At 71.9% G+C, this 22,141-nt stretch carries 20 protein-coding genes and 1 pseudogene; 15 read left to right on the top strand and 6 right to left on the bottom strand.

What is annotated here, in order from left to right; all coding sequences use genetic code 11:
- Nucleotides 1-55: 55 nt before the first annotated feature.
- From OHQ87_RS17305 to OHQ87_RS17270, 8 genes are all read left to right on the top strand, one after another.
- The gene (locus OHQ87_RS17305; protein WP_328339088.1) at nucleotides 56-1,222 is read left to right on the top strand and encodes a hypothetical protein; all 1,167 of its coding nucleotides are present in this window, start codon (nucleotides 56-58) and stop codon (nucleotides 1,220-1,222) included.
- A gap of 323 nt (nucleotides 1,223-1,545) precedes the next feature.
- The gene (rpsB, locus tag OHQ87_RS17300) at nucleotides 1,546-2,472 is read left to right on the top strand and encodes a 30S ribosomal protein S2 (protein ID WP_328339086.1); all 927 of its coding nucleotides are present in this window, start codon (nucleotides 1,546-1,548) and stop codon (nucleotides 2,470-2,472) included.
- 134 nt (nucleotides 2,473-2,606) lie between these two features.
- Nucleotides 2,607-3,434 carry a translation elongation factor Ts gene (gene tsf / locus OHQ87_RS17295; protein WP_328339084.1) on the top strand — a complete coding sequence of 276 codons (828 nt, stop codon included), beginning with the start codon at nucleotides 2,607-2,609 and terminating at the stop codon, nucleotides 3,432-3,434.
- A gap of 169 nt (nucleotides 3,435-3,603) precedes the next feature.
- Nucleotides 3,604-4,371 (top strand): UMP kinase, encoded by a 768-nt coding sequence (pyrH, locus tag OHQ87_RS17290; protein ID WP_328339082.1) that lies wholly within the window; start codon nucleotides 3,604-3,606, stop codon nucleotides 4,369-4,371.
- An 86-nt stretch (nucleotides 4,372-4,457) separates the two neighbouring features.
- Nucleotides 4,458-5,015: a ribosome recycling factor gene (frr, locus tag OHQ87_RS17285; RefSeq protein WP_328339080.1), complete on the top strand. Its 558-nt coding sequence runs from the start codon at nucleotides 4,458-4,460 to the stop codon at nucleotides 5,013-5,015.
- Between the two features lie 392 nt (nucleotides 5,016-5,407).
- Entirely contained in the window at nucleotides 5,408-6,721 is a 1,314-nt protein-coding gene (locus tag OHQ87_RS17280) for a phosphatidate cytidylyltransferase (RefSeq protein WP_328339078.1), read from the top strand.
- 104 nt (nucleotides 6,722-6,825) lie between these two features.
- Nucleotides 6,826-7,977, top strand: coding sequence for a 23S rRNA (adenine(2503)-C(2))-methyltransferase RlmN (rlmN, locus tag OHQ87_RS17275; RefSeq protein WP_328339076.1), 1,152 nt, complete (start codon nucleotides 6,826-6,828; stop codon nucleotides 7,975-7,977).
- A 22-nt stretch (nucleotides 7,978-7,999) separates the two neighbouring features.
- Nucleotides 8,000-9,214, top strand: a complete 1,215-nt coding sequence (locus OHQ87_RS17270; protein WP_328339074.1) for a DivIVA domain-containing protein — start codon at nucleotides 8,000-8,002, stop codon at nucleotides 9,212-9,214.
- 66 nt (nucleotides 9,215-9,280) lie between these two features.
- On the opposite strand, the gene OHQ87_RS17265 is transcribed toward OHQ87_RS17270, so the two are convergent.
- Nucleotides 9,281-9,502 (bottom strand): DUF2631 domain-containing protein, encoded by a 222-nt coding sequence (locus OHQ87_RS17265; RefSeq protein ID WP_328339072.1) that lies wholly within the window; start codon nucleotides 9,500-9,502, stop codon nucleotides 9,281-9,283.
- A gap of 430 nt (nucleotides 9,503-9,932) precedes the next feature.
- Here OHQ87_RS17265 and OHQ87_RS17260 point away from each other — a divergent pair, with 430 nt between their 5' ends.
- Nucleotides 9,933-11,489, top strand: coding sequence for a Rieske 2Fe-2S domain-containing protein (locus OHQ87_RS17260; RefSeq protein WP_328339070.1), 1,557 nt, complete (start codon nucleotides 9,933-9,935; stop codon nucleotides 11,487-11,489).
- A 202-nt stretch (nucleotides 11,490-11,691) separates the two neighbouring features.
- Nucleotides 11,692-12,414: a TMEM175 family protein gene (locus tag OHQ87_RS17255; protein WP_442930482.1), complete on the top strand. Its 723-nt coding sequence runs from the start codon at nucleotides 11,692-11,694 to the stop codon at nucleotides 12,412-12,414.
- Here the strand turns inward: OHQ87_RS17255 and OHQ87_RS17250 are convergent.
- Nucleotides 12,318-13,919: a phytoene desaturase family protein gene (locus OHQ87_RS17250; RefSeq protein WP_328339066.1), complete on the bottom strand. Its 1,602-nt coding sequence runs from the start codon at nucleotides 13,917-13,919 to the stop codon at nucleotides 12,318-12,320. The two genes, OHQ87_RS17255 and OHQ87_RS17250, sit on opposite strands and share 97 nt — an antisense overlap.
- Nucleotides 13,920-14,132: 213 nt before the next feature.
- Here OHQ87_RS17250 and OHQ87_RS17245 point away from each other — a divergent pair.
- Nucleotides 14,133-16,211: pseudogene (locus OHQ87_RS17245) on the top strand (MMPL family transporter); the annotation flags it as partial.
- A gap of 32 nt (nucleotides 16,212-16,243) precedes the next feature.
- On the opposite strand, the gene OHQ87_RS17240 reads toward OHQ87_RS17245, so the two are convergent.
- Entirely contained in the window at nucleotides 16,244-17,152 is a 909-nt protein-coding gene (locus tag OHQ87_RS17240) for a YhjD/YihY/BrkB family envelope integrity protein (RefSeq protein ID WP_328339064.1), read from the bottom strand.
- 51 nt (nucleotides 17,153-17,203) lie between these two features.
- Here OHQ87_RS17240 and OHQ87_RS17235 point away from each other — a divergent pair, with 51 nt between their 5' ends.
- Nucleotides 17,204-17,770, top strand: coding sequence for a GNAT family N-acetyltransferase (locus OHQ87_RS17235; protein ID WP_328339062.1), 567 nt, complete (start codon nucleotides 17,204-17,206; stop codon nucleotides 17,768-17,770).
- A gap of 357 nt (nucleotides 17,771-18,127) precedes the next feature.
- A complete protein-coding gene (locus OHQ87_RS17230) occupies nucleotides 18,128-19,687 on the top strand; it encodes a pectate lyase family protein (protein ID WP_328339061.1) in 1,560 nt (519 codons plus the stop codon).
- Nucleotides 19,688-19,790: 103 nt separating this feature from the next.
- Here the strand turns inward: OHQ87_RS17230 and OHQ87_RS17225 are convergent, their stop codons facing one another.
- From OHQ87_RS17225 to OHQ87_RS17215, 3 genes are read right to left on the bottom strand one after another with little or no spacing between them, the layout of a single operon-like run.
- Nucleotides 19,791-20,153, bottom strand: a complete 363-nt coding sequence (locus OHQ87_RS17225; protein ID WP_328339060.1) for a hypothetical protein — start codon at nucleotides 20,151-20,153, stop codon at nucleotides 19,791-19,793.
- Nucleotides 20,150-20,443 carry a hypothetical protein gene (locus OHQ87_RS17220; protein WP_328339059.1) on the bottom strand — a complete coding sequence of 98 codons (294 nt, stop codon included), beginning with the start codon at nucleotides 20,441-20,443 and terminating at the stop codon, nucleotides 20,150-20,152. The genes OHQ87_RS17225 and OHQ87_RS17220 overlap by 4 nt, the downstream gene beginning before the upstream one ends.
- A gap of 50 nt (nucleotides 20,444-20,493) precedes the next feature.
- Nucleotides 20,494-20,754, bottom strand: a complete 261-nt coding sequence (locus OHQ87_RS17215) for a hypothetical protein (RefSeq protein ID WP_328339057.1) — start codon at nucleotides 20,752-20,754, stop codon at nucleotides 20,494-20,496.
- Nucleotides 20,755-20,904: 150 nt separating this feature from the next.
- Between OHQ87_RS17215 and OHQ87_RS17210 the strand changes: the two genes are divergently transcribed.
- Entirely contained in the window at nucleotides 20,905-21,711 is an 807-nt protein-coding gene (locus OHQ87_RS17210; RefSeq protein WP_328339055.1) for a helix-turn-helix domain-containing protein, read from the top strand.
- Nucleotides 21,702-21,911 carry a DUF397 domain-containing protein gene (locus OHQ87_RS17205; protein ID WP_302741340.1) on the top strand — a complete coding sequence of 70 codons (210 nt, stop codon included), beginning with the start codon at nucleotides 21,702-21,704 and terminating at the stop codon, nucleotides 21,909-21,911. Before OHQ87_RS17210 ends, OHQ87_RS17205 begins: the two co-directional genes overlap by 10 nt.
- Nucleotides 21,912-22,141 lie beyond the last annotated feature (230 nt).

Here is a 22,141-nt window from a genome sequence, read left to right as displayed (position 1 = left end):
GGCCGGTCCGACCTGTGAATGGCGCCCGGCGAGGCGGTCGCATACGGTGCCGGACGTGGACGCACGACGGAGCTACCCCGAAGATCAGGAGTCACGCTGGTACCCGGCCGGTCGGGAACCCGGGTACGACGACTCGGACTGGCGGACGGCGAGCGGGGTGCGCCGGCGCGACGACGAGTCGCGTACCCCCGACCAGCGGGCTGCAGAGGAGGGCCGGTACGCGGAGGCGGGCCGCTACGACTCGGGACGCTTCGACGCAGCCGATCCGTTGGGTGACGGCGGGGGCGACAGCGTCGGATACCGGCCGACCCGGTCCCGCCGGGACGACCCGGACGTCTCCGGTGAGCTACCCACCGACCGGGTCGGCCGCCGCGCCGCCCGGGAGGCCGGAACCAGCGACGTCGGCCCGCTCGGGAACAGCGGCGTGGGTCCGCTCGGCGGCGTCGCCGGCCGGGGTGTCGGCGACAGCGGTGTGGGCCTGCTCGGCGGCCTCACGGGCCGGGGTGTCGGTGACACCGGGGCGGGCCGGTTGACCGACACCGGGGCGGGCCGGGGTGTCGGTGATACCGGGACGGGCCGGTTGACCGACACCGGGGCGGGCCGGGGTGTCGGTGATACCGGGACGGGCCGGTTGAGCAGTCCCGGGACCGGTCGCCTCGCCGGGAGCGACAGCGGCACCGGCCGGTTCGCCGCCGACTCCGGCATGTTGGGCGTCAGCGGTGTCGGCCCGTCGACGGGTGGATCCGAACGTGTCGATCCGGCACGGCCGGCGGCGTTGGGCGGCTACCCGATCATCGAGCCCCACCGCCCGGCGGAGCCCTCCCCGTTGGAGGTGCCGACCGGCCCGATGACCCCGGTGACGCCCCGCCCGGACGGCCCGGCCGACGGGGCGTACCGGACGGGTGGGCCGGCCTCCGACGGCGTCTACAGCACCCGACGGCCGGCGCTGGCGGTGCTGCTGGGGTTGTTGGTCCTGGTCTTCGAGGTCCCGGCGCTGCGGGTGCTGCTACACGGCCTCACCGGTGACCCGGTCCCGGCGTCACACGTCGTCGTGGGCACCTTCCTGGTGGTCGGCTTGCCGATCTTCGCCGGCGGCCTGTACGGGCTGCGGACCGGTGGCCTGGCGATGGCCGACAGCGGCCGGGGCTGGCTGCGCCCGCCGACCGCCTACCTCACCGTCGGGCTGGTCCTCTTCGTCGCCGCCGCCCTCGCCGCCCGCTGACCCGGCACCCCGCTCCACCCGGTGCCCCGCTCCACCCGCCACTCCGCTGGCCAGGCGCCCCGCCCCGGGGCCCCTACCTTCTTGCAGGGTGGGAGGACGCGGGTGTGTACCCAGAGGTCGGGTGGCGGGGTGGAGGCGTACACTGGCCTCTTGGCGACCGCCTCGTGCGGTCGACCTCGCGTGCCCTCTCCACGTTTCGTCGTGGAGCGACGGCCTCCCTGGTCCCGATCTCCTTCGGGCCCACCATGGCCGGCGATCAGGCGCCAGGACGCCCGGCCACCGGCCGGGCGTGACAAACCAGGGATCTTGAGGAGTACCCCACCATGGCCGTCGTGACCATGCGTCAGCTGCTGGAGAGCGGTGTCCACTTCGGGCACCAGACCCGGCGCTGGAACCCGAAGATGAAGCGCTTCATCATGACCGAGCGCAACGGCATCTACATCATCGACCTGCGCCAGACCCTCGACTACATCGAGAAGGCGTACGACTTCGTGCGCAGCACGGTGGCCGAGGGTGGCAGCATCCTGTTCGTCGGCACCAAGAAGCAGGCCCAGGAGGCCATCTCCGAGCAGGCCACCCGGGTCGGTCAGCCGTACGTCAACCACCGCTGGCTCGGTGGCATGCTCACCAACTTCCAGACGGTGTACAAGCGGCTCCAGCGGATGAAGGAGCTGGAGGCGCTGGGCGACCTGACCGGCACCGCCGCCGGTTACACCAAGAAGGAGACCCTTCAGCTGTTCCGTGAGAAGACCAAGCTCACCAAGACCCTCGGTGGTCTGCGGGACATGCAGAAGCTCCCGGCCGCGGTCTGGATCGTCGACACCAAGAAGGAGCACATCGCCGTCGACGAGGCCCGCAAGCTGGGCATCCCGGTGATCGCGGTGCTGGACACCAACTGTGACCCGGACGAGGTCGACTTCCCGATCCCGGGCAACGACGACGCGATCCGCTCCGCCGAGCTGCTGACCCGGGTGGTGGCCGCCGCCGTCGCCGATGGTCTGATCGCCCGTTCCGGCCGTCGCCGTGGTGGCGACGAGAAGCCGGAGGGCCAGGTCGGCAGCGACGAGCCGCTGACCGAGTGGGAGCGCGAGCTGCTGGAGCCGAAGAAGGCCGAGCAGCCCGCCGCCGAGCAGAAGCCGGCCGAGCAGCCCGTCGCCGAGCAGGCTCCCGCCGAGCAGCCGGCCGCCGAGCAGCAGCCCGTCGCCGAGCAGAAGCCGGTCGAGCAGCCGGCCACCGCCGCCGCCGAGTGACCGCACCGCCGCGTCCCCGTCGCCCGTCCGTTCGGGCGGCGGGGTGCGGCGGTCCCTGCCGGGAACACCCGGCCCCGGCCGGGTAACCGGCACCTCAGACCACCCACCGCAGTCTCAACACCGAAGAGAGAGCCATGTCCAACTTCACCGCCGCGGACGTCAAGAAGCTCCGCGACCTCACCGGCGCCGGCATGATGGACTGCAAGAAGGCGCTCACCGAGGCGGAGGGCGACTTCGACAAGGCCGTCGAGATCCTGCGCGTCAAGGGCGCCAAGGACGTCGGCAAGCGGGCCGGCCGGACCGCCGCCAACGGCCTCGTCGCGCACTCCGGCAAGGCGCTGCTGGAGCTCAACTGCGAGACCGACTTCGTGGCCAAGACCGACGCGTTCGTCGCCCTGGCCCAGCAGCTGGTCGAGCACGGCGAGCGCAGCGACGTCGGCACCGCCGAGGAACTGCTCGCCACCGAGCTGGACGGTAAGACCGTCGCCGACGTGATCCAGGAGCAGTCCGCCAAGATCGGCGAGAAGCTGGTGCTCAACCGCTTCGCCAAGCTCGACGGCACGGTCGCGGTCTACCTGCACCGCAAGAGCCAGGACCTGCCGCCTGCCGTCGGCGTGCTGGTGGAGTACAGCGGCAAGACCGACGAGGCCGGTGACGCCGACGCCCGGGGCACCGCCATGCAGATCGCCGCGATGCGGCCGAAGTACGTCACCCGTGACGAGGTGCCGGCCGAGGTCGTCGAGTCCGAGCGGCGCATCGCCGAGCAGACCGCCCGCGAGGAGAACAAGCCCGAGGCGGCCCTGCCGAAGATCGTCGAGGGCCGGGTGAACGCCTTCTTCAAGGACTACGTCCTGATCGAGCAGGCGTCGGTCTCCGACAACAAGAAGACCGTCAAGCAGGTGCTGGCCGAGGCCGGCATCGAGGTGACCCGCTTCGTCCGGTTCGAGGTCGGCCAGGCCTGAGCCGCCACCGTCCGCGACGCGGGTCGCGTCCGGGCGGGCACGCAACGTCGACGAGGAGGCCGCAGGTGTACGCGACAGGCACCGCGGCCTCCTCGTCACATAGGGTCGGCAACGGGCAGGTACGCGGTGACGCGGCGCGGTCGACGTGCACGCGGGAGGGGCGGGGCGGATGACACAGGTTGTGAACGACCGGAGCCTGGAGGCGGACGACCCGACGGCGCCGCCGCCCGGCCGCGCCCGCCGGGTGGTGCTGAAGCTCTCCGGTGAGGTCTTCGGTGGCGGGGCGATCGGCGTCGACCCCGACGTCGTGCAGGCCATCGCCCGGCAGATCGCCACCGTGGTACGTCGCGGTGTGCAGGTCTCCGTGGTGGTCGGCGGCGGCAACTTCTTCCGCGGCGCGGAGTTGCAGAAGCGCGGTATGGACCGGGCCCGTGCCGACTACATGGGCATGCTGGGCACCGTGATGAACTGCCTGGCGCTGCAGGACTTCCTGGAGAAGGAGGGCATCGAGACGCGCGTGCAGAGCGCGATCACGATGGCCCAGGTCGCCGAGCCGTACATTCCACTGCGGGCGATCCGGCACCTGGAGAAGGGGCGCGTGGTGATCTTCGGAGCCGGCGCCGGGATGCCGTACTTCTCCACCGACACGGTGGCCGCCCAGCGGGCGCTGGAGATCCGTGCCGACGTGGTGCTGATGAGCAAGAACGGCGTGGACGGCGTCTACACCGCCGACCCGCGGATCGACCCGGACGCCAGCAAGTTCGACTCGATCACCTTCTCCGAGGTGTTGCAACGCAACCTGCGGGTGGCCGATGCCGCGGCGTTCAGCCTGTGCATGGAGAACGGGTTGCCGATGCTGGTCTTCGGCGCCCAGGGCGAGGACACGATCATCCGGGCCGTCGGCGGCGACAAGATCGGTACGCTGATCACCGCCTGACGGTCCCGCTGGCCACCACCGCGGTCCTCGCGTACCAGAGCAGCAGCTTCAGCCCACGACGAACACAGAAGGAGGCGAGGAGACCGGTGATCGACGACACCCTCCTCGAGGCCGAGGAGAAGATGGAGCGTGCGGTCGAGCACGCCAAGGAGGAGTTCGGCGCCATCCGTACCGGTCGCGCCAACGCCGCCATGTTCTCCAAGGTCATCATCGACTACTACGGCACGCCCACGCCGCTGCCCCAGATGGCCTCCATCGGGGTGCCCGAGCCGCGCATGGTCATCATCAAGCCGTACGACAACTCGCAGATCAACGCCATGGAGAAGGCGATCCGCGATTCCGACCTCGGGGTGAACCCGAACAACGAGGGCAACCAGCTCCGCATCCTGCTGCCGCAGATGACCGAGGAACGCCGCCGCGAGATGATCAAGGTGGCTCGGCACAAGGGCGAGGAGGCCAAGGTGGCGGTCCGCAACGTCCGCCGCAAGGGCAAGGAAGAGCTGGACCGCCTGGTCAAGGACGGCGAGGTCGGCGAGGACGACGGCCGCCGCGCCGAGAAGGAGCTCGACGACCTGACCCAGCGTTACGTGGCCACCGTCGACGAGCTGCTCAAGCACAAGGAGTCGGAGCTGCTCGAAGTCTGACCCCGGCTGTCACGGCATCGGCGTACCACCGTCCTGCGGCGGTGTCGCGCCGATGCCGTCGCCGGCCGGTGGCCGGGCAGATGGCAGAACGAGCGCAGGACCGGCCAGCACCGGGTCGGGCCGGCCAGCACCGGTCGGGCGGGCCGGACCAGGTCAGGCACCGGGCTGCACCGGACCGGGCTGGCTCGCCGCGCTGACGTCCGCCGTGCCCGGCCAGCCGGTGCAGTAGGCTCGGCACGATTCCCGGCCACCGTGCGGTGAACGGCGGGGATCGGCCGGCCGTCGGGTCGGTCAACCGCAGTAGTCACGCGGATACCGGAGCAGTCACGCGGGTAGGGGATGGTTGTGGTCTTGCGTCATGTGGTGGCACTCGTACCCTCGTCCGGTGCGTGATGTCCCACCTCGACCCCTACGGCAGCGCCGAGCCTCGCGGCTGGGACCGGTCCGAACGTCCCCCGACCCTGCCCTGGCCGGAACGGGAGGTCGAACCGTGGTCGCCCCGGCAGTCCGGCCCCGACCTGTCCGCCGGGCCGCAGGCCCCACCCCGGCCGTCGGGACGCGGACACGACGAGCCGGACCCCGGGCCGTACGACGGCCGGTTCGGTGTCCGTCCGGTGGCCGGGCTGGTCCGGCCGCCCTCAGGTGACGACGACCCGACCGCGCAGCCGGCCCCGGTGCGGGAGGACGACGCTCCGACCGCCCAGCTGACACCGGTGCGGGACGACGGTCCGCCGACCTCACCGCTCACCCCGGTACCCGACGACGGCGGGGCGCGGTCGCCACTCCCGTCGACCGACGTCGACCTGGAGATGGCACCACCGACCGGCCGACGGTTCCGCGGGCGGCGGCGGGCCAGCGCCGACCGGCCGGCCACCCAGCTGTCGGCGACCGGTCGGGCCGGCCGTAACCTGCCGGCTGCCGTCGGCGTCGGCCTGGGCCTCGGCGCGCTGGTGCTGGTGCCGCTCTTCTTCTTCCTCCCCGGGTTCCTGGCCGTGCTGGCCGGTGCGATCGGGGTGGGCATCTGGGAGATGACCCGCGCGGTCCGGCGCAGTGGCGCCCACCCGCCGCTGGTGCCGCTGCTCGCCGGTGGCGTGCTGACCATCGGTCTGGCCTGGTTCGCCGGGCCGGACGCGCTCAGCCTGGGTCTGCTGGTCACCGTGCTGGGCACGATGGTCTGGCGGTTGGGTGACGGCCCGGCCGGCTTCCAGCGGGATCTCACCGCGGCCACCCTGATCGCGGTCTACGTGCCGTTCCTGGGTGGTTTCGCGGCGATGCTCGCGGCGGCCCCGGGCGACGGCCACCTGCGGGTGCTGGTCACCGTGGTCGGCGTGGTGCTCTCCGACACCGGTGGGTACGCCGCGGGGGTGTCCTTCGGCAAGCACCCGATGGCACCCCGGATCAGCCCGAAGAAGTCCTGGGAGGGATTCGCCGGTTCGGTCACCGCCGCAGCCCTCGGCAGCGCCCTGCTGATCTGGCTGCTCTTCGACGTGGCCCCCTGGTGGGGGGCGCTGTTCGGGGTGGCGATCTCCGGCACGGCGGTCCTGGGCGACCTCGCCGAGTCCATGATCAAACGGGATCTCGGCGTGAAGGACATGAGCAACCTGCTGCCGGGACACGGTGGTCTGATGGACCGGCTGGACTCGATCCTGTTCGCCGTACCCACCGCCTATCTGTTGTTGGCGGTCCTCGTACCGGTGGTGGGCTGAGGGATGAATCACGCCGCGTCGCCCGGGTGGTCCCCCTGGTGGGGGCCGAATCGGCACCTCCGGACGGGCAGGTTCGGCGAACGGCGTGACAGACTGGACCAGCCATGACGAGCCTGCCTGTTATCCCCGTTGACCCTGACGCCCCCGGTCGCCGCCCGGCGATGCCGCCCCGGCACCTCGCCGACCTGGATCTGCCGGGTCGGCAGGCGCTCGTCACCGAGTTGGGCGAGCCGGCCTTCCGGGCCAAGCAGGTGTCCCACCACTACTTCGGTCGGCTGGTTCGGGATCCGGCCGAGATGACCGATCTGCCGGCGGCCACCCGGGAGCGGCTGGCCGGAGCGCTGCTGCCCCGGTTGCTCACTCCGGTGCGCGAGCTGGCCTGCGACGACGGCGCCACCCGCAAGGCGCTGTGGCGGCTGCACGACGGTTCGCTCGTGGAGAGCGTGTTGATGGGCTACCCGGACCGGGTCACCGTCTGCATCTCCAGCCAGGCGGGTTGCGGCATGGCCTGCCCGTTCTGCGCCACCGGTCAGGCCGGGCTGACCCGTAACCTCTCCGCCGCCGAGATCGTCGACCAGGCGGTCTACCTCGCCGGGGTCGCCGCCTCGGGGGCGGTGGCCGGGTCGCCACCGCGCCTGTCCCACGTCGTGTTCATGGGCATGGGTGAGCCGCTGGCCAACTACTCCCGGGTCGTCACGGCGATCCGCCGGCTGGTCGCTCCGGCCCCGGAGGGACTGGGCCTGTCGCAGCGTCACATCACCGTCTCCACGGTCGGCCTGGTGCCGGCCATCCGCCGGCTGGCCAGCGAAGACCTCGCGGTGACCCTTGCGTTGTCGCTGCACGCGCCCGATGATGAGCTGCGCGACGAACTCGTGCCGGTCAACCAGCGCTGGAAGGTAGCCGAGGTGCTGGGCGCAGCGTGGGACTACGCGGCGACGACGGGGCGCCGGGTGTCGATCGAGTACGCGATGATCAAGGACGTGAACGATCAGCCCTGGCGGGCCGACCTGCTCGGACGCCTGTTGGCCGGTAGGTCGACGCACGTCAACCTCATCCCGCTCAATCCGACGCCGGGCAGCCGTTGGGACGCCAGTGCCAAGCCGGTGGAGCGGGAGTTCGTCAGACGGTTGCGGGAGTCCGGCGTCTCCACCACGGTGCGTGACACCCGGGGACGCGAGATCGACGGTGCGTGCGGGCAGTTGGCTGCCGCGGTGGACAGTGACATCGAAGCGCCGCGCGGGCGCGACCGGGCGTAGCGGTACGAGACCAGGAGACATAGTGGCGAGTCAGGGTCAGCGTTTCCGGCGTAAGGCGCTCCGCCGGGGCTACAAGGTCGACGAGGTCGATGCCTTCCTGGACCGGGTGGAGGCGACCCTCGCCGGTCAGCCGGTCGGTGCTCCCGTGGCCTCCCAGGAGGTCCACGACGTGGTCTTCCGGGTCCGCTTCAACGGTTACGACGAGTGGCAGGTCGACCTGCACCTGGACCGGGTCGAGCGGCAGCTGGCCGAGCTGGAGGAGCGCGCCGTGCCGAGCGGTCGGGGTGCCGACCCGCGCGGCGCGGACCGGCTCGCCCCTCCCATGCGCGACGAACACCGCGGTCTGCCACCGGCACCACAGGCGATGCCGCCCCGGGCCATGCCGGCCCAGCCCGGCCCGCCGGACCGCTACGGCAACCGCTACGACGAGCCGACGGGCGCCTTCGCCGGCGGGTACGACGCACCGCGTGGCGGGTACGACGCACCGCGTGGGCAGTTGGGGCCGGGCCCCGGCGGGCCGATGGGACCCGGTCCCGTTGCGCCGATGGGTCCCGGTCCGGGCGGGCCGATGGGTCCCGGTCCGGGCGGGCCGATGGGGCACGGTGGCCCACCGCCGCGTGGCCTGCCGGCAGGCCCGGGTAGCGGCTACGGCCCTCCGGACGAGCAGCGCTTCGACGGGTTCGAGGCGGGCCGGCACGGTCGTACCGACATGACCGCCGAGATCCGGATGCCCGAGCGCGACCGGATGCTGGAGCGTGACCGGATGCCCGAGCGGGACCCGCGGGACCGGATGCCGGACCGCGACCGGATGCCCGAGCGGGACCGGATGCCCGAGCGCGACCCGCGGGACCTGCGTGGTCGTGGCCCGGCCGGTCCGCCGCCCATGCCACAGCAGCCGATGGGCCAGCCGATCGGTGGTCCGCCGCCGATGGGCCCGCCGGTGGGTGGTCCGCCGATGGTGGGTCCGCCGATGGCCGGTCCGCCCGGGAGCGAGCTGTACCGGGTCGACCAGATCCGGCGCAGCTTCCAGGTGCGCCGCTTCGGCAGCGGGTACGACCCCGACCAGGTGGACCGGTTCTTCGAGAGCCTGCTCGGTGGGATGCAGGGCCGCAACCAGATGCCGGTGAACCCGAAGGAACTGGACACGCTGCGGTTCGGGCTGGTGCCCGGCGGCTATTTCGAGGCCGAGGTCGACGCCGCGCTCAAGGACGTCCAGGACATCCTCTTCGGTCGTTGATCCCCCGGACATGACGAGGGCCCGCCCCGACCGGGGCGGGCCCTCGCGCGTCTGGGGGGCGGTGCGTCAGGAGCGCAGCCCGCTGCGGCGCAGCACGGCGTCGCCGACGACGATCGCCAGCAACGCCACGGCCAGGCCGACCAGCCAGATGTCCTCGACCTTGCCCTCGTGGTTGCCGCACAGCATCGCCAACAGCGCCAACGCGGAGAGCACCGCGCCGATCCGCCCGGCCTTGCGGTGCCCGGGCCTGTGCTGATCTGGCGCGGTTACCGGCTCGCTTCCTGCCACTGTCGGTCCTTCCCTCGCGATCGGATCTCCGGTTAGTCTGGCACGCCCTGCCCCGGGCCCGGTGCGGGGTCCGCCCTGCTGGGGCGCGACGGACCGGGGAGCGCATGGAGTGCGGTGCGGCTCGCGTAGGGCGCGGTGCGGCTCGCTTGGGGTGCGGTGCGGCTCGCTTGGAGTGCGGTGCGGCTCGCGTGGAGTGTGGAGTGCGGTGCGGCTGTCGACCGACAGCACCCGCGCCGGCCAGGATCGGCGGCCGGGGCGGCAGCCCCGGCAGGAGCCGGGAGGACCCGCCGGGAAGCCGTCCGGGGACCCGGGCCGTAGGACCCGTTTCCGGCGGGGCGGATCGGCTCTACCGGCGTCGCGGACCGTCGACCACACTGCCTCCGGTAGCGTTCGGACGTACACCTTGATTGTCTGTTTGAGGGGGACTGCGGTGCGAGTGACCGGTACGGGGCATGCCAGCATGCGGATCGACACGGCTGCGGGCAGCATCCTGTGCGACCCGTGGGTCAATCCGGCCTACTTCGCCTCCTGGTTCCCGTTCCCGGACAACTCCCTGCTCGACTGGGAGGCCCTGGGCCGGGTCGACTACCTGTACGTGTCGCACCTGCACCGGGACCACTTCGACGCCAAGCACCTGCGCGACTTCGTCTCGAAGGACGCCACCGTCCTGCTGCCCGAGTTCCCCACCTCCGAGATGGAGGACGAGCTGCGGGCGCTGGGCTTCACGAAGTTCCTTCGGGCGCCCAACGAGCAGGTGGTGGAGCTGGACGGCGGCCTGAAGATCATGATCCAGGCGCTGACCAGCCCGACCGACGGCCCGATCGGCGACTCGTCGCTCTGGGTGGAGTACGACGGGGTCCGGCTGCTCAACCAGAACGACGCCCGCCCCACCGACCTGACCGTCTTCGCCGAGCTGGGCCACGTGCACGCGCACCTGCTCCAGTTCTCCGGCGCGATCTGGTACCCGATGGTCTACGAGCTGCCACAGTCGGCCAAGACCGCGTTCGGCAAGCAGAAGCGGGAGCGGCAGTTCGACCGGACCTGGCGCTACATCGACGACCTGAAGGCCGACCACGTCTTTCCGATCGCCGGCCCGCCGTGCTTCCTCGACGACGCGCTGTGGCAGTTCAACGACATCCACGGCGACGAGGGCAACATCTTCCCCGACCAGTCGGTGTTCCTGTCCGAGTACGCGAAGGTCGGCGGCACCAACGGCATCGTGCTGCTGCCGGGCAGCGTCGCCGAGGTGACCACCTCCGGCGCGACCACCACCCACCCGCAGCCGGTCGAGGAGTTCTTCGCGAACAAGACGGCGCACCTGGAGGAGATGCGGGAGCGTAAGCGCGGGGTGATCGAGGCGGAGAAGGCGTCCTGGCGGCACCCCGAGATCGACGTGCTGGCCGGCATGAAGAGCCGGATCGAGCCGTTGCTCGACGAGTCGATCTACCTGGCCAAGGGGGTCGGGGGGCCGGTCCGCTTCGACCTGGTGGGCTACGACGGCCAGAGCGTCGAGTCGATCGTGGTGGACTTCCCGGGCAAGCAGGTCCGGCCGTACGCCGACGAGAAGGTCCGGTACCGGTTCCGTACCGAGCGGGCGCTGATCGAGCACCTGTTGCACATCGACGAGGTCGACTGGGTCAACTCGCTCTTCCTGTCCTGCCGCTTCTCGGCGGCCCGGATCGGCCAGTACAACGAGTTCGTGTACGCCTTCTTCAAGTGCCTGTCCACCGAGCGCCTGCAGTACGCCGAAGGCTGGTACGACGAGCACGAGCGGGCCGTCGACGCCGAGGACGTCACCCTGGGCGACTGGGTGGTGCAGCGCCGCTGCCCGCACCTCAAGGCGGACCTGACCCGGTTCGGCATCGTCGACGGCGACCAGCTCACCTGCCAACTGCACGGCTGGAAGTTCGACCTACCCTCCGGCCGCTGCCTGACCAGCGTGGGTCACAAGATCCGCGCCGCCCGCACCGAGACCCCCACCCCCTGACCGTTCCCCCCACCCCCTGACCCGTTCCACCCCGCCCGACCCCTGTTTCCGGCGATCATGGAGTTGTGCTGGGCCGCAAAGGCCCTGAACCGGTGCACTCCGGGCACCACCACTCCATGATCGCCGTGGGCGTGGGCGTGGGCGTGGGCGTGGGCGTGGGCGTGGGCGTGGGCGTGGGCGTGGGCGTGGGCGTGGGGGTGGGGTGGGACGGGTGGATGAGGGGGAGCAGTACGAGTTCGGGCGGTGGACGGAGAAGGAGCGGGACGCCTCGCGGGTGGAGGCGTTCAGCGATGCGGTGATCGCGATCGTGCTGACGCTGATGTCGGTGGAGCTGCTCCAACTCAGTCCGCAGCGGCCCGAGGGGCAGGAGTTACCGGACGCGCTCTTCCACGAGTGGCCCGCCTACCTGGCGTACGTGATCACCTTCGCGATCGTCGGGCAGGTCTGGCTCACCCACCACAACATGTGGCGGTACGTCGTCCGGGTCGACCAGTTGCTCGTCGTACTCAATCTGTTGTTGTTGCTGTTCGTCGCGGCCATTCCGTTCGCGGCCAGCCTGCTCGCCGACAACCTGCGCGGCACCCCCGCCGACCAGCGGCTGACCGCCGCGCTCTATGTCGGCACGGTGTTGGGCGAGGCGCTCTTCTTCAACCTGAGCTGGTGGTGGGCCCGCCGCCGACGCCTGCTGCACCCCGGGCTGGATCCCCGGCTCGCCCGCGCCGTGGCCCGGCGCTTCCTGCTCGGCCCGTGCCTGACCGCCCCGGTGCCGAGCCGGGCCCGTGGTGCGCCGACCGGGCGGTCGTGTTCGCGGTCCGAGCGTGGTGCGGCTCAGCGGCCCAGGTCGGCGAGGATGCGTCGGGCGGCGTTGTGGCCGGCCGCGCCGATCACGCTGCCGGCCGGGTGGCAGCCGGCGCTGCCGGCGTAGACCCCGTCGATGCCGGTGGCGCACGGCATCCGGTCGGTGAACGAGACGGTGTTGTCGACGTGGTGGATGTGCCCGCCGGTGATGCCGAAGTGCGCCTCGATGCCGGGCGGCGGCAGCGGCACCGCGTCGGCGATCAGGTCACCGGTGCCCGGGGCGTACCGTTCGCAGATCTCCACCAGGCGGGCGACGTAGCCGGGCAGCGCCGCGTCCCAGTCGGTGCCGGCCAGCGTGTAGGGCACCGACTGGACGAACAGCGCCGACGAGTGGTGCCCGGCCGGGTCGGACAGCGACGGGTCGACGGTGGTGTGCAGGTACCACTCGATGGTCGGCTCGTCGGGCAGCCGACCGGCCTGGACGTCCGCCCACATCGCCCGTAGCGCCGCCATCGGCGACTCGCCTCCCGCCCCGACCAGCGACGCGGATCCGGGCAGCAGGTGGATGGTGGACCCGAACGGGCTGGGCGCGTCCGCCGGCAGGCAGGAGAACCGGGGCAGCCCGGTCAGCGCCAGGTTCAGCTTGAGGGTGGTGCCGGGCCGGCGGACCGCCGCCATCCGCGCGCCCAGCTCCGCCGGCAGCGCGCCGTCGGGCACCAGCTCCATCAGCCGGTACGGGTCACACGCGCCGAGCACCACCTCGGCGGTGACCTCCCGCCCGTCGGCGAGCCGGACGCCCGAGGCCGCGCCCCCGGCCAGGGTGACGGCGTCGACCCGGGCACCGGTCAGGATGGTCGCCCCGGCCGACCGGGCGGCCTCGGCGAAGGTGCGGGAGACGGTGCCCATGCCGCCCTCGGCGATCATCCAGGTGCCGTCGGAACCGGGCAACCGGCACATGTTGTGCACCAGGAAGTTGTGACCGGTCCCGGGGTCGTCCGGACCGGCGTTGAGGCCGGACAGCCCGTCGGTGACCGCGTACATGCTCACCAGCAGCTCGGAGCGGAAGTCGAAGCGGGCCAGGTAGTCGGCGACGGAGCCGCGTACCAGGTCGACGAAGACCTGTCGCAGTCCGGGACGGACGTACCGCTCGGCGGTCTGCTCCACCGGCAGCGGGTCCGCCAGCCAGGCCGGGGCCAGGTCGGCGCGGAGCTGCGCCAGCTCGGCCTGGAGCGCGTCGTCGGCGGCCACGTCGGCGGGGGAGAAGAACTCGGTGAGCTGCCGCCGGGTGGCGGCGGTGTCGCTGCCGAACAGCAGGTAGGGCGCACCGGCCCCGCCCGGGGTGGGCAGGAAGTAGTGCGGGTCCCGGCGCAGCACCGGGATGCGCACGTCGAGGGCGGCGAGCAGCTCCGGTGGCATCAACCCCAGCAGGTACGACCCGGTGGAGTGGCGCAGCGCGGGCACCTTCGGGAACGGGTTCTCGGTGCGGGTGGCCCCGCCGATCACCTCTGCCGCCTCCAGCACCAGCACGTCCAGCCCGGCACGGGCCAGCAGGACGGCGGAGACCAGCCCGTTGTGCCCCGATCCGATGATCACGACGTCGGCGCGGGACGGCAGCTCACTCGCATCGCTCATGCCTGCGCAGCCTACTGCGGCGCGCCGCGTCCGTCTGCCGGCTCGATCGGGTGCGGGCCGTTGCGGTCCCAGCGGTGCCGGGTCGCCCCCGGAACGCGAACGACACTTGCGATAGTTGATCCCGGTCACGGCGCGACTGCCGTCGCCGGGCGGTTCGGGTCCGGTGACGGTGGCCCGGGTCGGGCGACGGTGGGGTCGACGAGGGGAGAGGCGATGTTCGCCTGGTGGGGGCGGGTGGTGGTGCGCGCCCGGTGGGTGGTGCTGGCCGCCGCCGGGGTGCTGATGGCCGTCGGGGCCACCTGGGGCACCGGGGTTTTCGGCGAGCTGACCGGGGGCGGGTTCGACGACCCGGCGAGCGAGTCCAGCCGGACCGTGCAGCGGGTCACCGCCGAACTCGGCAGGCAGGGCGCCGACGTGATCGTGCTCTGGTCCAGCGACACCGCCTCAGTCGAGGATCCGGAGTTCCGCGACCCGGTGACCTTCATCGTGGCCGGGCTGCGCCAGCGCGCCGAGGTGGCCCAGGTGACCACCTGGTACGACGCCCCCGCGCCCGCGCTGGTCGCCGAGGACCGGCGGGCCACCTACGCGCTTGTCAAGCTCACCGGCACCGACGAGGACGCCCGTTCGGCGCAGTTCGAGGCGCTGCGTCCGGCACTGGACGCACCAGGTCTGCGGACCGAGGTCGGCGGGCTGGTGGCGTTCCAGGCGGAGGCCACCAGCCAGAGCACCGAGGACGTCACCCGGGCCGAGCTGCTGTCCATGCCGGTGCTGCTGGTGCTGCTGGTGTTGATCTTCGGTGGGCTGGTCGCCGCCGGCACCCCGCTGCTCGTCGGCGGGCTGGCCATCCTCGGCGCATTCGTGGCGGTACGCCTGGTCAACATGGTCACCGACGTGTCGATCTTCGCGATCAACGTGATCACCCTGATCGGCCTCGGGATGGCGGTGGACTACGCGCTGTTCGTCATCAGCCGGTTCCGGGAGGAGTTGGCCGCCGGGCGGAGCACCGCCGAGGCGATCAGGCGCACCATGCTCACCGCCGGTCGGACCGTCTTCGTCTCCGGGCTCACCGTCGCGCTCGCCATGGCCAGCCTGTTGATCTTCCCGCAGCCGTTCCTGCGCTCGATGGGCTTCGGCGGGATGGCCGCCGTGCTGATCGCCATGCTGGCCGCGCTCACCGTGCTGCCGGCCCTGCTGGTGGTGCTCGGCCACCGGGTGGACGCGGTGCGCGTACCGCTGCCGTGGCGGCGGGGGTCGCGGGGTGCGCGGCGGGCGACGGGTGAGGCCGGCGGCGCCTGGGCCCGGATCGCGCGCAGCGTGATGCGCCGGCCGGTGCTCTACCTGGTGGGGGTCGCGGTGCTGCTCGGCGTGCTGGCCACCCCGTTCGCGCGGATCACCTTCGGCGGGGTCGACGAGCGGGTGCTGCCGGCGGACGCCGCGCCCCGGGTGGTCTCCGAGCGGATCTCCGCCGATTTCCCCGGCGGCACGATCGCCCCGATCGAGGTGCTGGTCTCCGGTGCGCCGGCCGACGCGGCGCGACCGTTCGCCGACCGGATCGCGGCGCTGCCCGGGGTGACCGGCGTCCAGGTCACGGCGGCCGAGGGGGAGTCCACCCTGCTGTCGGTGAGCTACCCCGGGGAGCCGACCGGCGACGACGCCCGGGACCTGGTGCGGGAGCTGCGCGACCTGCCCGGCCCGGCCGGGGCGGAGGTGCTCGTCGGTGGGCGGCCCGCCGCCGACGTCGACCTGCTGGACAGCCTCGGTCACCGGCTGCCCTGGATGGCGCTGCTGATGGCCGGCGCGACCCTGCTGCTGCTCTTCCTCGCCTTCGGCTCGGTGGTGCTGCCGGTCAAGGCGGTGCTGATGAACCTGCTGTCGATCGGCGCGTCGTTCGGCGTGGTGGTCTGGATCTTCCAGGACGGGCACCTGGCCGGCCCGCTCGGCTTCACCTCCACCGGGTTCATCGAGCCGAGCAACCTCATCCTGATGCTCGCGGTGCTGTTCGGACTGGCCACCGACTACGAGGTGTTCCTGCTCAGCCGGGTCCGCGAGGAGTGGGACCGCACCGGCGACAACACCGCAGCGGTCGCCGTCGGCCTGCAACGCACCGGCCGGATCATCACCGCCGCCGCGCTGCTGCTGATCATCGTGGTGGCCGGCTTCACCACCGGTGGGATGGCCTACATCAAGCTGATCGGGATCGGCATGATCGTGGCGATCGTGGTGGACGCGACCCTGGTCCGGGCCCTGCTCGTGCCCGCCACCATGCGCCTGCTGGGCCGCTGGAACTGGTGGGCCCCGACACCCCTGGCCCGGCTCTGGGCCCGCTACGGCCTGCGCGAGACCGACGACCCGGCGGAGCCGTCGGCTGCGGGTGCGGCCCCGGAGCCGGATGCCGACCCGGAGGCGGCGGCGCGGCGGGCCCGCCAGCGGGACAACGCGAGGGTGGCGGAGTAGCCGGCCAGCACGATCACGTGGAACAGGTAGAGCCAGAGCAGCACCGCGACACCGGCCCCGACCGGGTCGAAACCGCCGAACGGGACACCGAGGTCCAGCGGGAGCGAACAGAACAGCACGAACCCGTGCAGGAAGCCGGAGAGGTTGGCGGCGGTGAACGAGCCGACCGCCAGCGTCGACAACCAGTCCGGTGAGGCCGGCCCGACCACCCGGAACACCCACATCAGCACCGGGGTGAGCACCAGCCACACCGCCAGGAACGACAGCACGATGCCGAGCGCGGCGACCCAGCCGCCCTGCCGGATCAGCCGGGTGGTGGTGGGCAGCGCGATGAGGATCGACAGCAGCAGGGCGGGGGCGGGGGCGAGTAGCGGCAGCAGTAGCAACCGCCCCCGCCAGCCGACGAACGACTCACCGGTGTGCGACGCGGCCACCGAGACGAACGCCCGGCGCAGCCCCTCCCCGTAGAGCGAGGCGGGCAGCAGGGAGGCCAGCGCCAGCAGCGGGGTCAACTGCACCCCGGCATTGACAAGCGCGTCCACCGCGTCGGGCGCACCGATCGCGTCCGGCAGCGTCTCCACGGCGTACGCGGTGAGCCGGCGTACCCGGTCCGCGCCGGCCAGCAGCGAGGTCAGCCAGATCGCCAGCAGGGCCACCGGCACCACGGCGATCGCCCCGTAGAAGGTGATCGCGGCGGCGTGCAGGGAGAGGTCCCGTCCGCGTACCGGCCGGAACGCGGCGCCGATGATCCGCTTCGTACGCTGCCAAGGGTCGCCCATCGCGATGTTCTTCCCCCTGTCGGCGGCGGGCACGCATTACGATCCCGCGACATGACCGTGCTCACCACCGCCCGGCTGATCCTGCGGAACTGGACCGACTCGCCGGCCGACCTGGCCCGGATCTTCGACCTCTACTCCCGCAACGAGGTGGTGCGCTGGCTGGGCGCGGCCCCCGGCCTGCCGTTGACCGATCCCGCGCAGGCGGCCGACCGGCTGGCGCTCTGGCGGGCCCGGCACGCCACCCACGGCGACCGGTACGGCACCTGGGCGGTGCAGGTGCGCGACACCGGCCTGGTGGTCGGCACGATCCTGCTCAAGCCGCTGCCCGGCCGGGACGAGCAGGTGCCCACCGACGACATCGAGGTGGGCTGGCACCTGCACCCCGACTCGTGGGGTCACGGGTACGCCACCGAGGCGGCCCGCGCCCTGGTCGACCGGGAACTGGCCACCGGCACCCCGCAGGTGTACGCGGTCGTCTCCCCCGGCAACGTGGCGTCGATGGCGGTGGCCCGCCGGCTCGGCATGACCCACCTGGGCCGCCGCACCGACTGGTACGGCGGCGAGGAGCTGGAGACCTTCGTCCGTCGGGCGCTCCCGGACTCCCCAGGTGGTCATTAACCCCCTCAGGTGGTCATTAGCCCGCAATCCGGACGACATCTTGCGGTATCGATTGACGTCGTCCTATCCTCGCTTGTGGAAAGCGCTTTCCAGATGCTCAGTGCGGGTGCCTCGGCGAGTTCTGCTGCCGCCGGAGGCGCCAGTTCGCCGTGCGCGGCAGCACGGTGAGCGGGTCGATCCGGTACACCGGCGCAACCACCCTGGCCGACCGGCGACTCCGCCCGACGGCCGCGAAGGCCCGGCCCGTCCCCGGCGCGCAGAGGTTCGCAGGATCACCACCATCACCGCCGCCCGGCCGGGCACCACACCACCCCGGCAGCGGCACCACCACCAGGTAATGAGAAAGGTGACGCGAGGATGAGACGACCAGTTGCACGACGAGTCCAGGCGGGGCTGGCCACGGCGGCCGTCGGTGCCGCGATCTGTGTGGCCCTGCCGGTGCACCAGGCGTCGGCGGCGGCCGGCAGCGCCAGCGGCTACGCGACCCAGAACGGCGGCACCACCGGCGGCGCGGGCGGGCAGACCGTACGGGCCAGCACGGGCACCGCGATCCACGCCGCCCTGTGCAACCGGGCCAGCAGCAGCACCCCGATCGTCATCGAGGTGCAGGGCACGATCAACCACGGGAACACCACGAAGGTCTCCGGCAGCAGCTGCAACACCGCCGCCGACAAGATCGAGCTGAAGGAGATCAGCAACGTCACCATCGTCGGGGTGGGCAGCGGCGCGGTCTTCGACCAGCTCGGCATCCACATCCGGGACTCCCGCAACATCATCATCCAGAACGTGACCGTCCGGAACGTCAAGAAGTCGGGCTCGCCCATCTCCAACGGCGGTGACGCCATCGGCATGGAGAGCAGCGTGCGCAACGTCTGGGTCGACCACACCACGCTGGAGGCGTCGGGTGGCGAGTCGGCGGGTTACGACGGGCTGTTCGACATGAAGGACGACGTCCAGTACGTGACGCTGTCGTACAGCATCCTGCGCAACTCCGGCCGGGGCGGGCTGATCGGGTCCAGCGAGAGCGACCGGGGCAACGGCTTCGTCACCTTCCACCACAACCTCTACCAGAACATCGACTCCCGTACGCCGTTGCTGCGGGGCGGGATCGCGCACGCCTACAACAACTCGTACGTGCAGCTCAACGAGTCCGGGATCAACTCCCGGGCCGGCGCGCGCGCCAAGGTGGAGAACAACTACTTCAAGAACTCCCGGGACGTGCTGGGCACCTTCTACACCAGCGAGGCCGGCTACTGGCAGGCCAGCGGCAACATCCTGGACAACGTGACCTGGTCGTCGCCCGGCAGCGAGACCAACCCCGCCGGCCCGGGCATGCCGTCGAACACCAGCGTCAGCATCCCGTACTCCTACCGGCTGGACGGGGCGAGCTGCGTGCCGGACATCGTCCGGCAGACGGCCGGCGCGAACACCGGCCTCAAGGAGTCGAACGGAAGCTGCTCGCCGACCACTCCGGCCCCGACCACCCCGGGACCGACGACGCCCGCGCCGACCACCCCAGCCCCGACCACCCCGCCGCCCACCGGCAACCCCGGCGGGACCAACCTCAGCATCGGGGCCGGCTCGGACGGCTCCAGCAAGGCAAGCGGCACGAGCTACGGCGACGTCCGCGACGGCGACATGGGCACCTTCTGGTCGCCGGCCGGGTCGACCGGTGACATCTCGATCAAGTGGGGCTCCGCCACCGGCGTGTCCTCGATCAACATCCGGGAGGCGTCCGGCTCGGCCGGCAGCATCACCTCCTGGCAGGTCCTCAACGGCGACACCGGCGCGGTGCTTGCGTCGGGCAGCCGGGCCGGCGTGATCACCTTCACCCGCACCTCCCTCAAGAAGATCACCTTCCGGATCAACAGCTCTGCTGCCACCCCGAAGGTCGCCGAGTTCGAGACCTACGCCTGACCCGTCGTCCCGGGCTGGTCCCGGGGCGATGATCAACTCAGCGGGGCCGAGGTAGGGGTGTCCGGTCGGCGGGGACACACCCACCTCGGCCCCGTGGTGTGGATCAACCCGTTTCCGAAGGTGGGGGCGGCGGCCAGCCGTGGCGGGTCCACGCGAGAAACCGGGTGAAGTATGCGGCCGGGTCGACAGTGCCGGTGCCGACCCGCAGCGCATCGGTGATCGCATCCTGCATGAGCAGGCAGAGGTAGATGGCCAGCGCCGGCCGGTCTTGGGCGTACTCCCGCCGGAGGCTCAGCTTGGCCGGCTGGCAGGGCCACGGGGCGGCGCAGACCCGGCACCGCCAGGTGGGCCGCGCGGCGACGTGCGGCCCGGGACCGTCCCGCCGTCCCGCCGCCTGCCGCCACCGTTCGAGCGCCGTCGCCCGGTCGCCGCCTGTCCGGCGGTCGGTCGCCGGGTCGTCGCTCATCGGGCCGGTCCCGCGAACCGGCGGTGCAGCGCGGCCACCCGGACCAGGACGGTGCGCGATCGTCCACCCTGCGCCACGCTGCCGTCCGGGTGCAGGGGCACCCCGGTCAGCTCGACCCATTCCAGCCCGACGCGGTCGAGGCCGATCGGCGGCGCGGTGAGCCGCAGGCGCAACGGGCCGGTCCCGTAGCAGTAGTCGGCCTCGCCCACCGTGACCAGGTCGCCCACCGTCACTGTGCCGGCCGACACGACCGGTGCGGCGGGCGGTGGCGCACCTTCCGCAGCGGTCACCGGCGCGGTGCCCTCAGGCCGGTTCGTCGGCGGTGCGCCGCCCGGCGGGGTCACCGGTGGCCGCCGTTCGCCCGGAACGCCTGGCCCGGGGTGATCAGGCCCGTCGCGCTCACCCAGTGCACGGCGGTGGGACCGTTCCACAGGTGGTGGCGCGGCGCGGGCAGCGTGGCTGGTGGCGGTTCCCGCCGGGGTACGCCGGCCAGCCGGTCCGGGCACGGCCAGCGCAGCCCGCAGGTGCAGTACCGACCCCACCGCGACCAGTTCCGCCGATGCCGTGGCGACATCGGTACGGGGGTGTGCCGCTTCCTCATTGGTTCGTCCTTCCTTGTGCCTGTTCACACTCTGCTGTGGACGCGACTACTGTCGGAAGGTGGCGCGGGGTCTCAGCGTCGGGTGTGCCGAACGGGTCCGGCCAGGTGGCCGGCGCTGGCGGTTGGTGACAAATGTGTGGTGGAGGTGTGATGACCGGTGGACCGATGTCGACCCTGGAATTTCTCGGGGCGGAGCTGCGCCGGGCGCGAAAGGAGCGCGGGCTGAGTCAGGAGGACCTGGCCCAACAGATCAGCTACTCGTCGTCGCTGGTGGGCATGGTGGAGATCGGCCACCGGACGCCGTCGCAGGACTTCATCACCCGCGCGGACGCCGCCCTGGCGGCCGGCGGCCTCTTCGAACGGCTGCTCGCCCTGGTCCGCGCCGACTCCGCACCCCCGTGGCTACGCGAATGGATCAGCGTGGAGCGGGAGGCCACCTTGATCCGCTGGTTCGAACCGTCCCTCATCCCCGGCCTATTACAGACCGAGGCGTACGCCCGTGCGGTGCTGCACGGCGGCGGAATGCTTCGGGAGAGTGAGATCGAGCAGCGTGTCTCCTCCCGAATGGATCGGCAGGCAGTGCTGACCCGGGAGCATCCGCCCGAGGTGGTGGCAGTGATCGACGAGGCGGTGCTGCGCCGGGGAATCGGCGAACCGGCGGTGATGATCGAGCAGTTCGAGCATCTACTGCGGCTGACTGAGCACTCGCACATCAGCGTGCATGTGGTGCCAGCAGATGCGGGGATGCACGCCGGCCTGGCTGGTCCGTTCATTCTGGTCCGCGTGCCCGACGGAGGGGAGGTCGTGCACCTGGACAGCGCCCTGCGGGCGCACATCACCGACCGGCCGGACGATGTTGATAGCCTTCAGCGCAGATGGGAGAGCCTGCGCGGTGAAGCACTGCCACGCCGGGCCTCCCGGGATCTCATTCGGGAGTTGGCGAAGTCATGGACTTGACCGGTGCAGTCTGGCGCAAGTCGACCCGCAGCGACAACGGTGGCTCCACCTGTGTGGAGGTGGCGACGAATCTGCCGCAGGTGGTCGGGGTGCGGGACAGCAAGGACCGTGGCGGCCCCGCGCTGACCTTCCCGCCCGCTGCCTGGGTCAGCTTCGTCGCCGCGACCCGCTCAGGTGACCTGAACTCCGCCCGAAATTGATCGTACTGCCGGCGCAGTCGCCCGCCGTTTCATTGCCGTTCGCCGCCCGGACGACAGGCGGGCGACAGGCGGGCGACAGGCCCGTCCCACATGCCTGCCGCCGACGTGATGATCGACTCAACGGGGCCGATATGGGGGTGAAGGTCGACGTGGATACCCCCGTATCGGCCCCGATGTGTTGATCAAGCGCGTGGGGCGGGTCGTCGGGCGCGGAGGGCGACGTCGAGGGG

The organism is Micromonospora sp. NBC_00421 (assembly GCF_036017915.1).
Taxonomy (GTDB): domain Bacteria; phylum Actinomycetota; class Actinomycetes; order Mycobacteriales; family Micromonosporaceae; genus Micromonospora.
The sequence above is the reverse complement of the archived record's forward strand: the minus strand, read 5'-3'. Positions and strand labels throughout refer to the sequence as shown.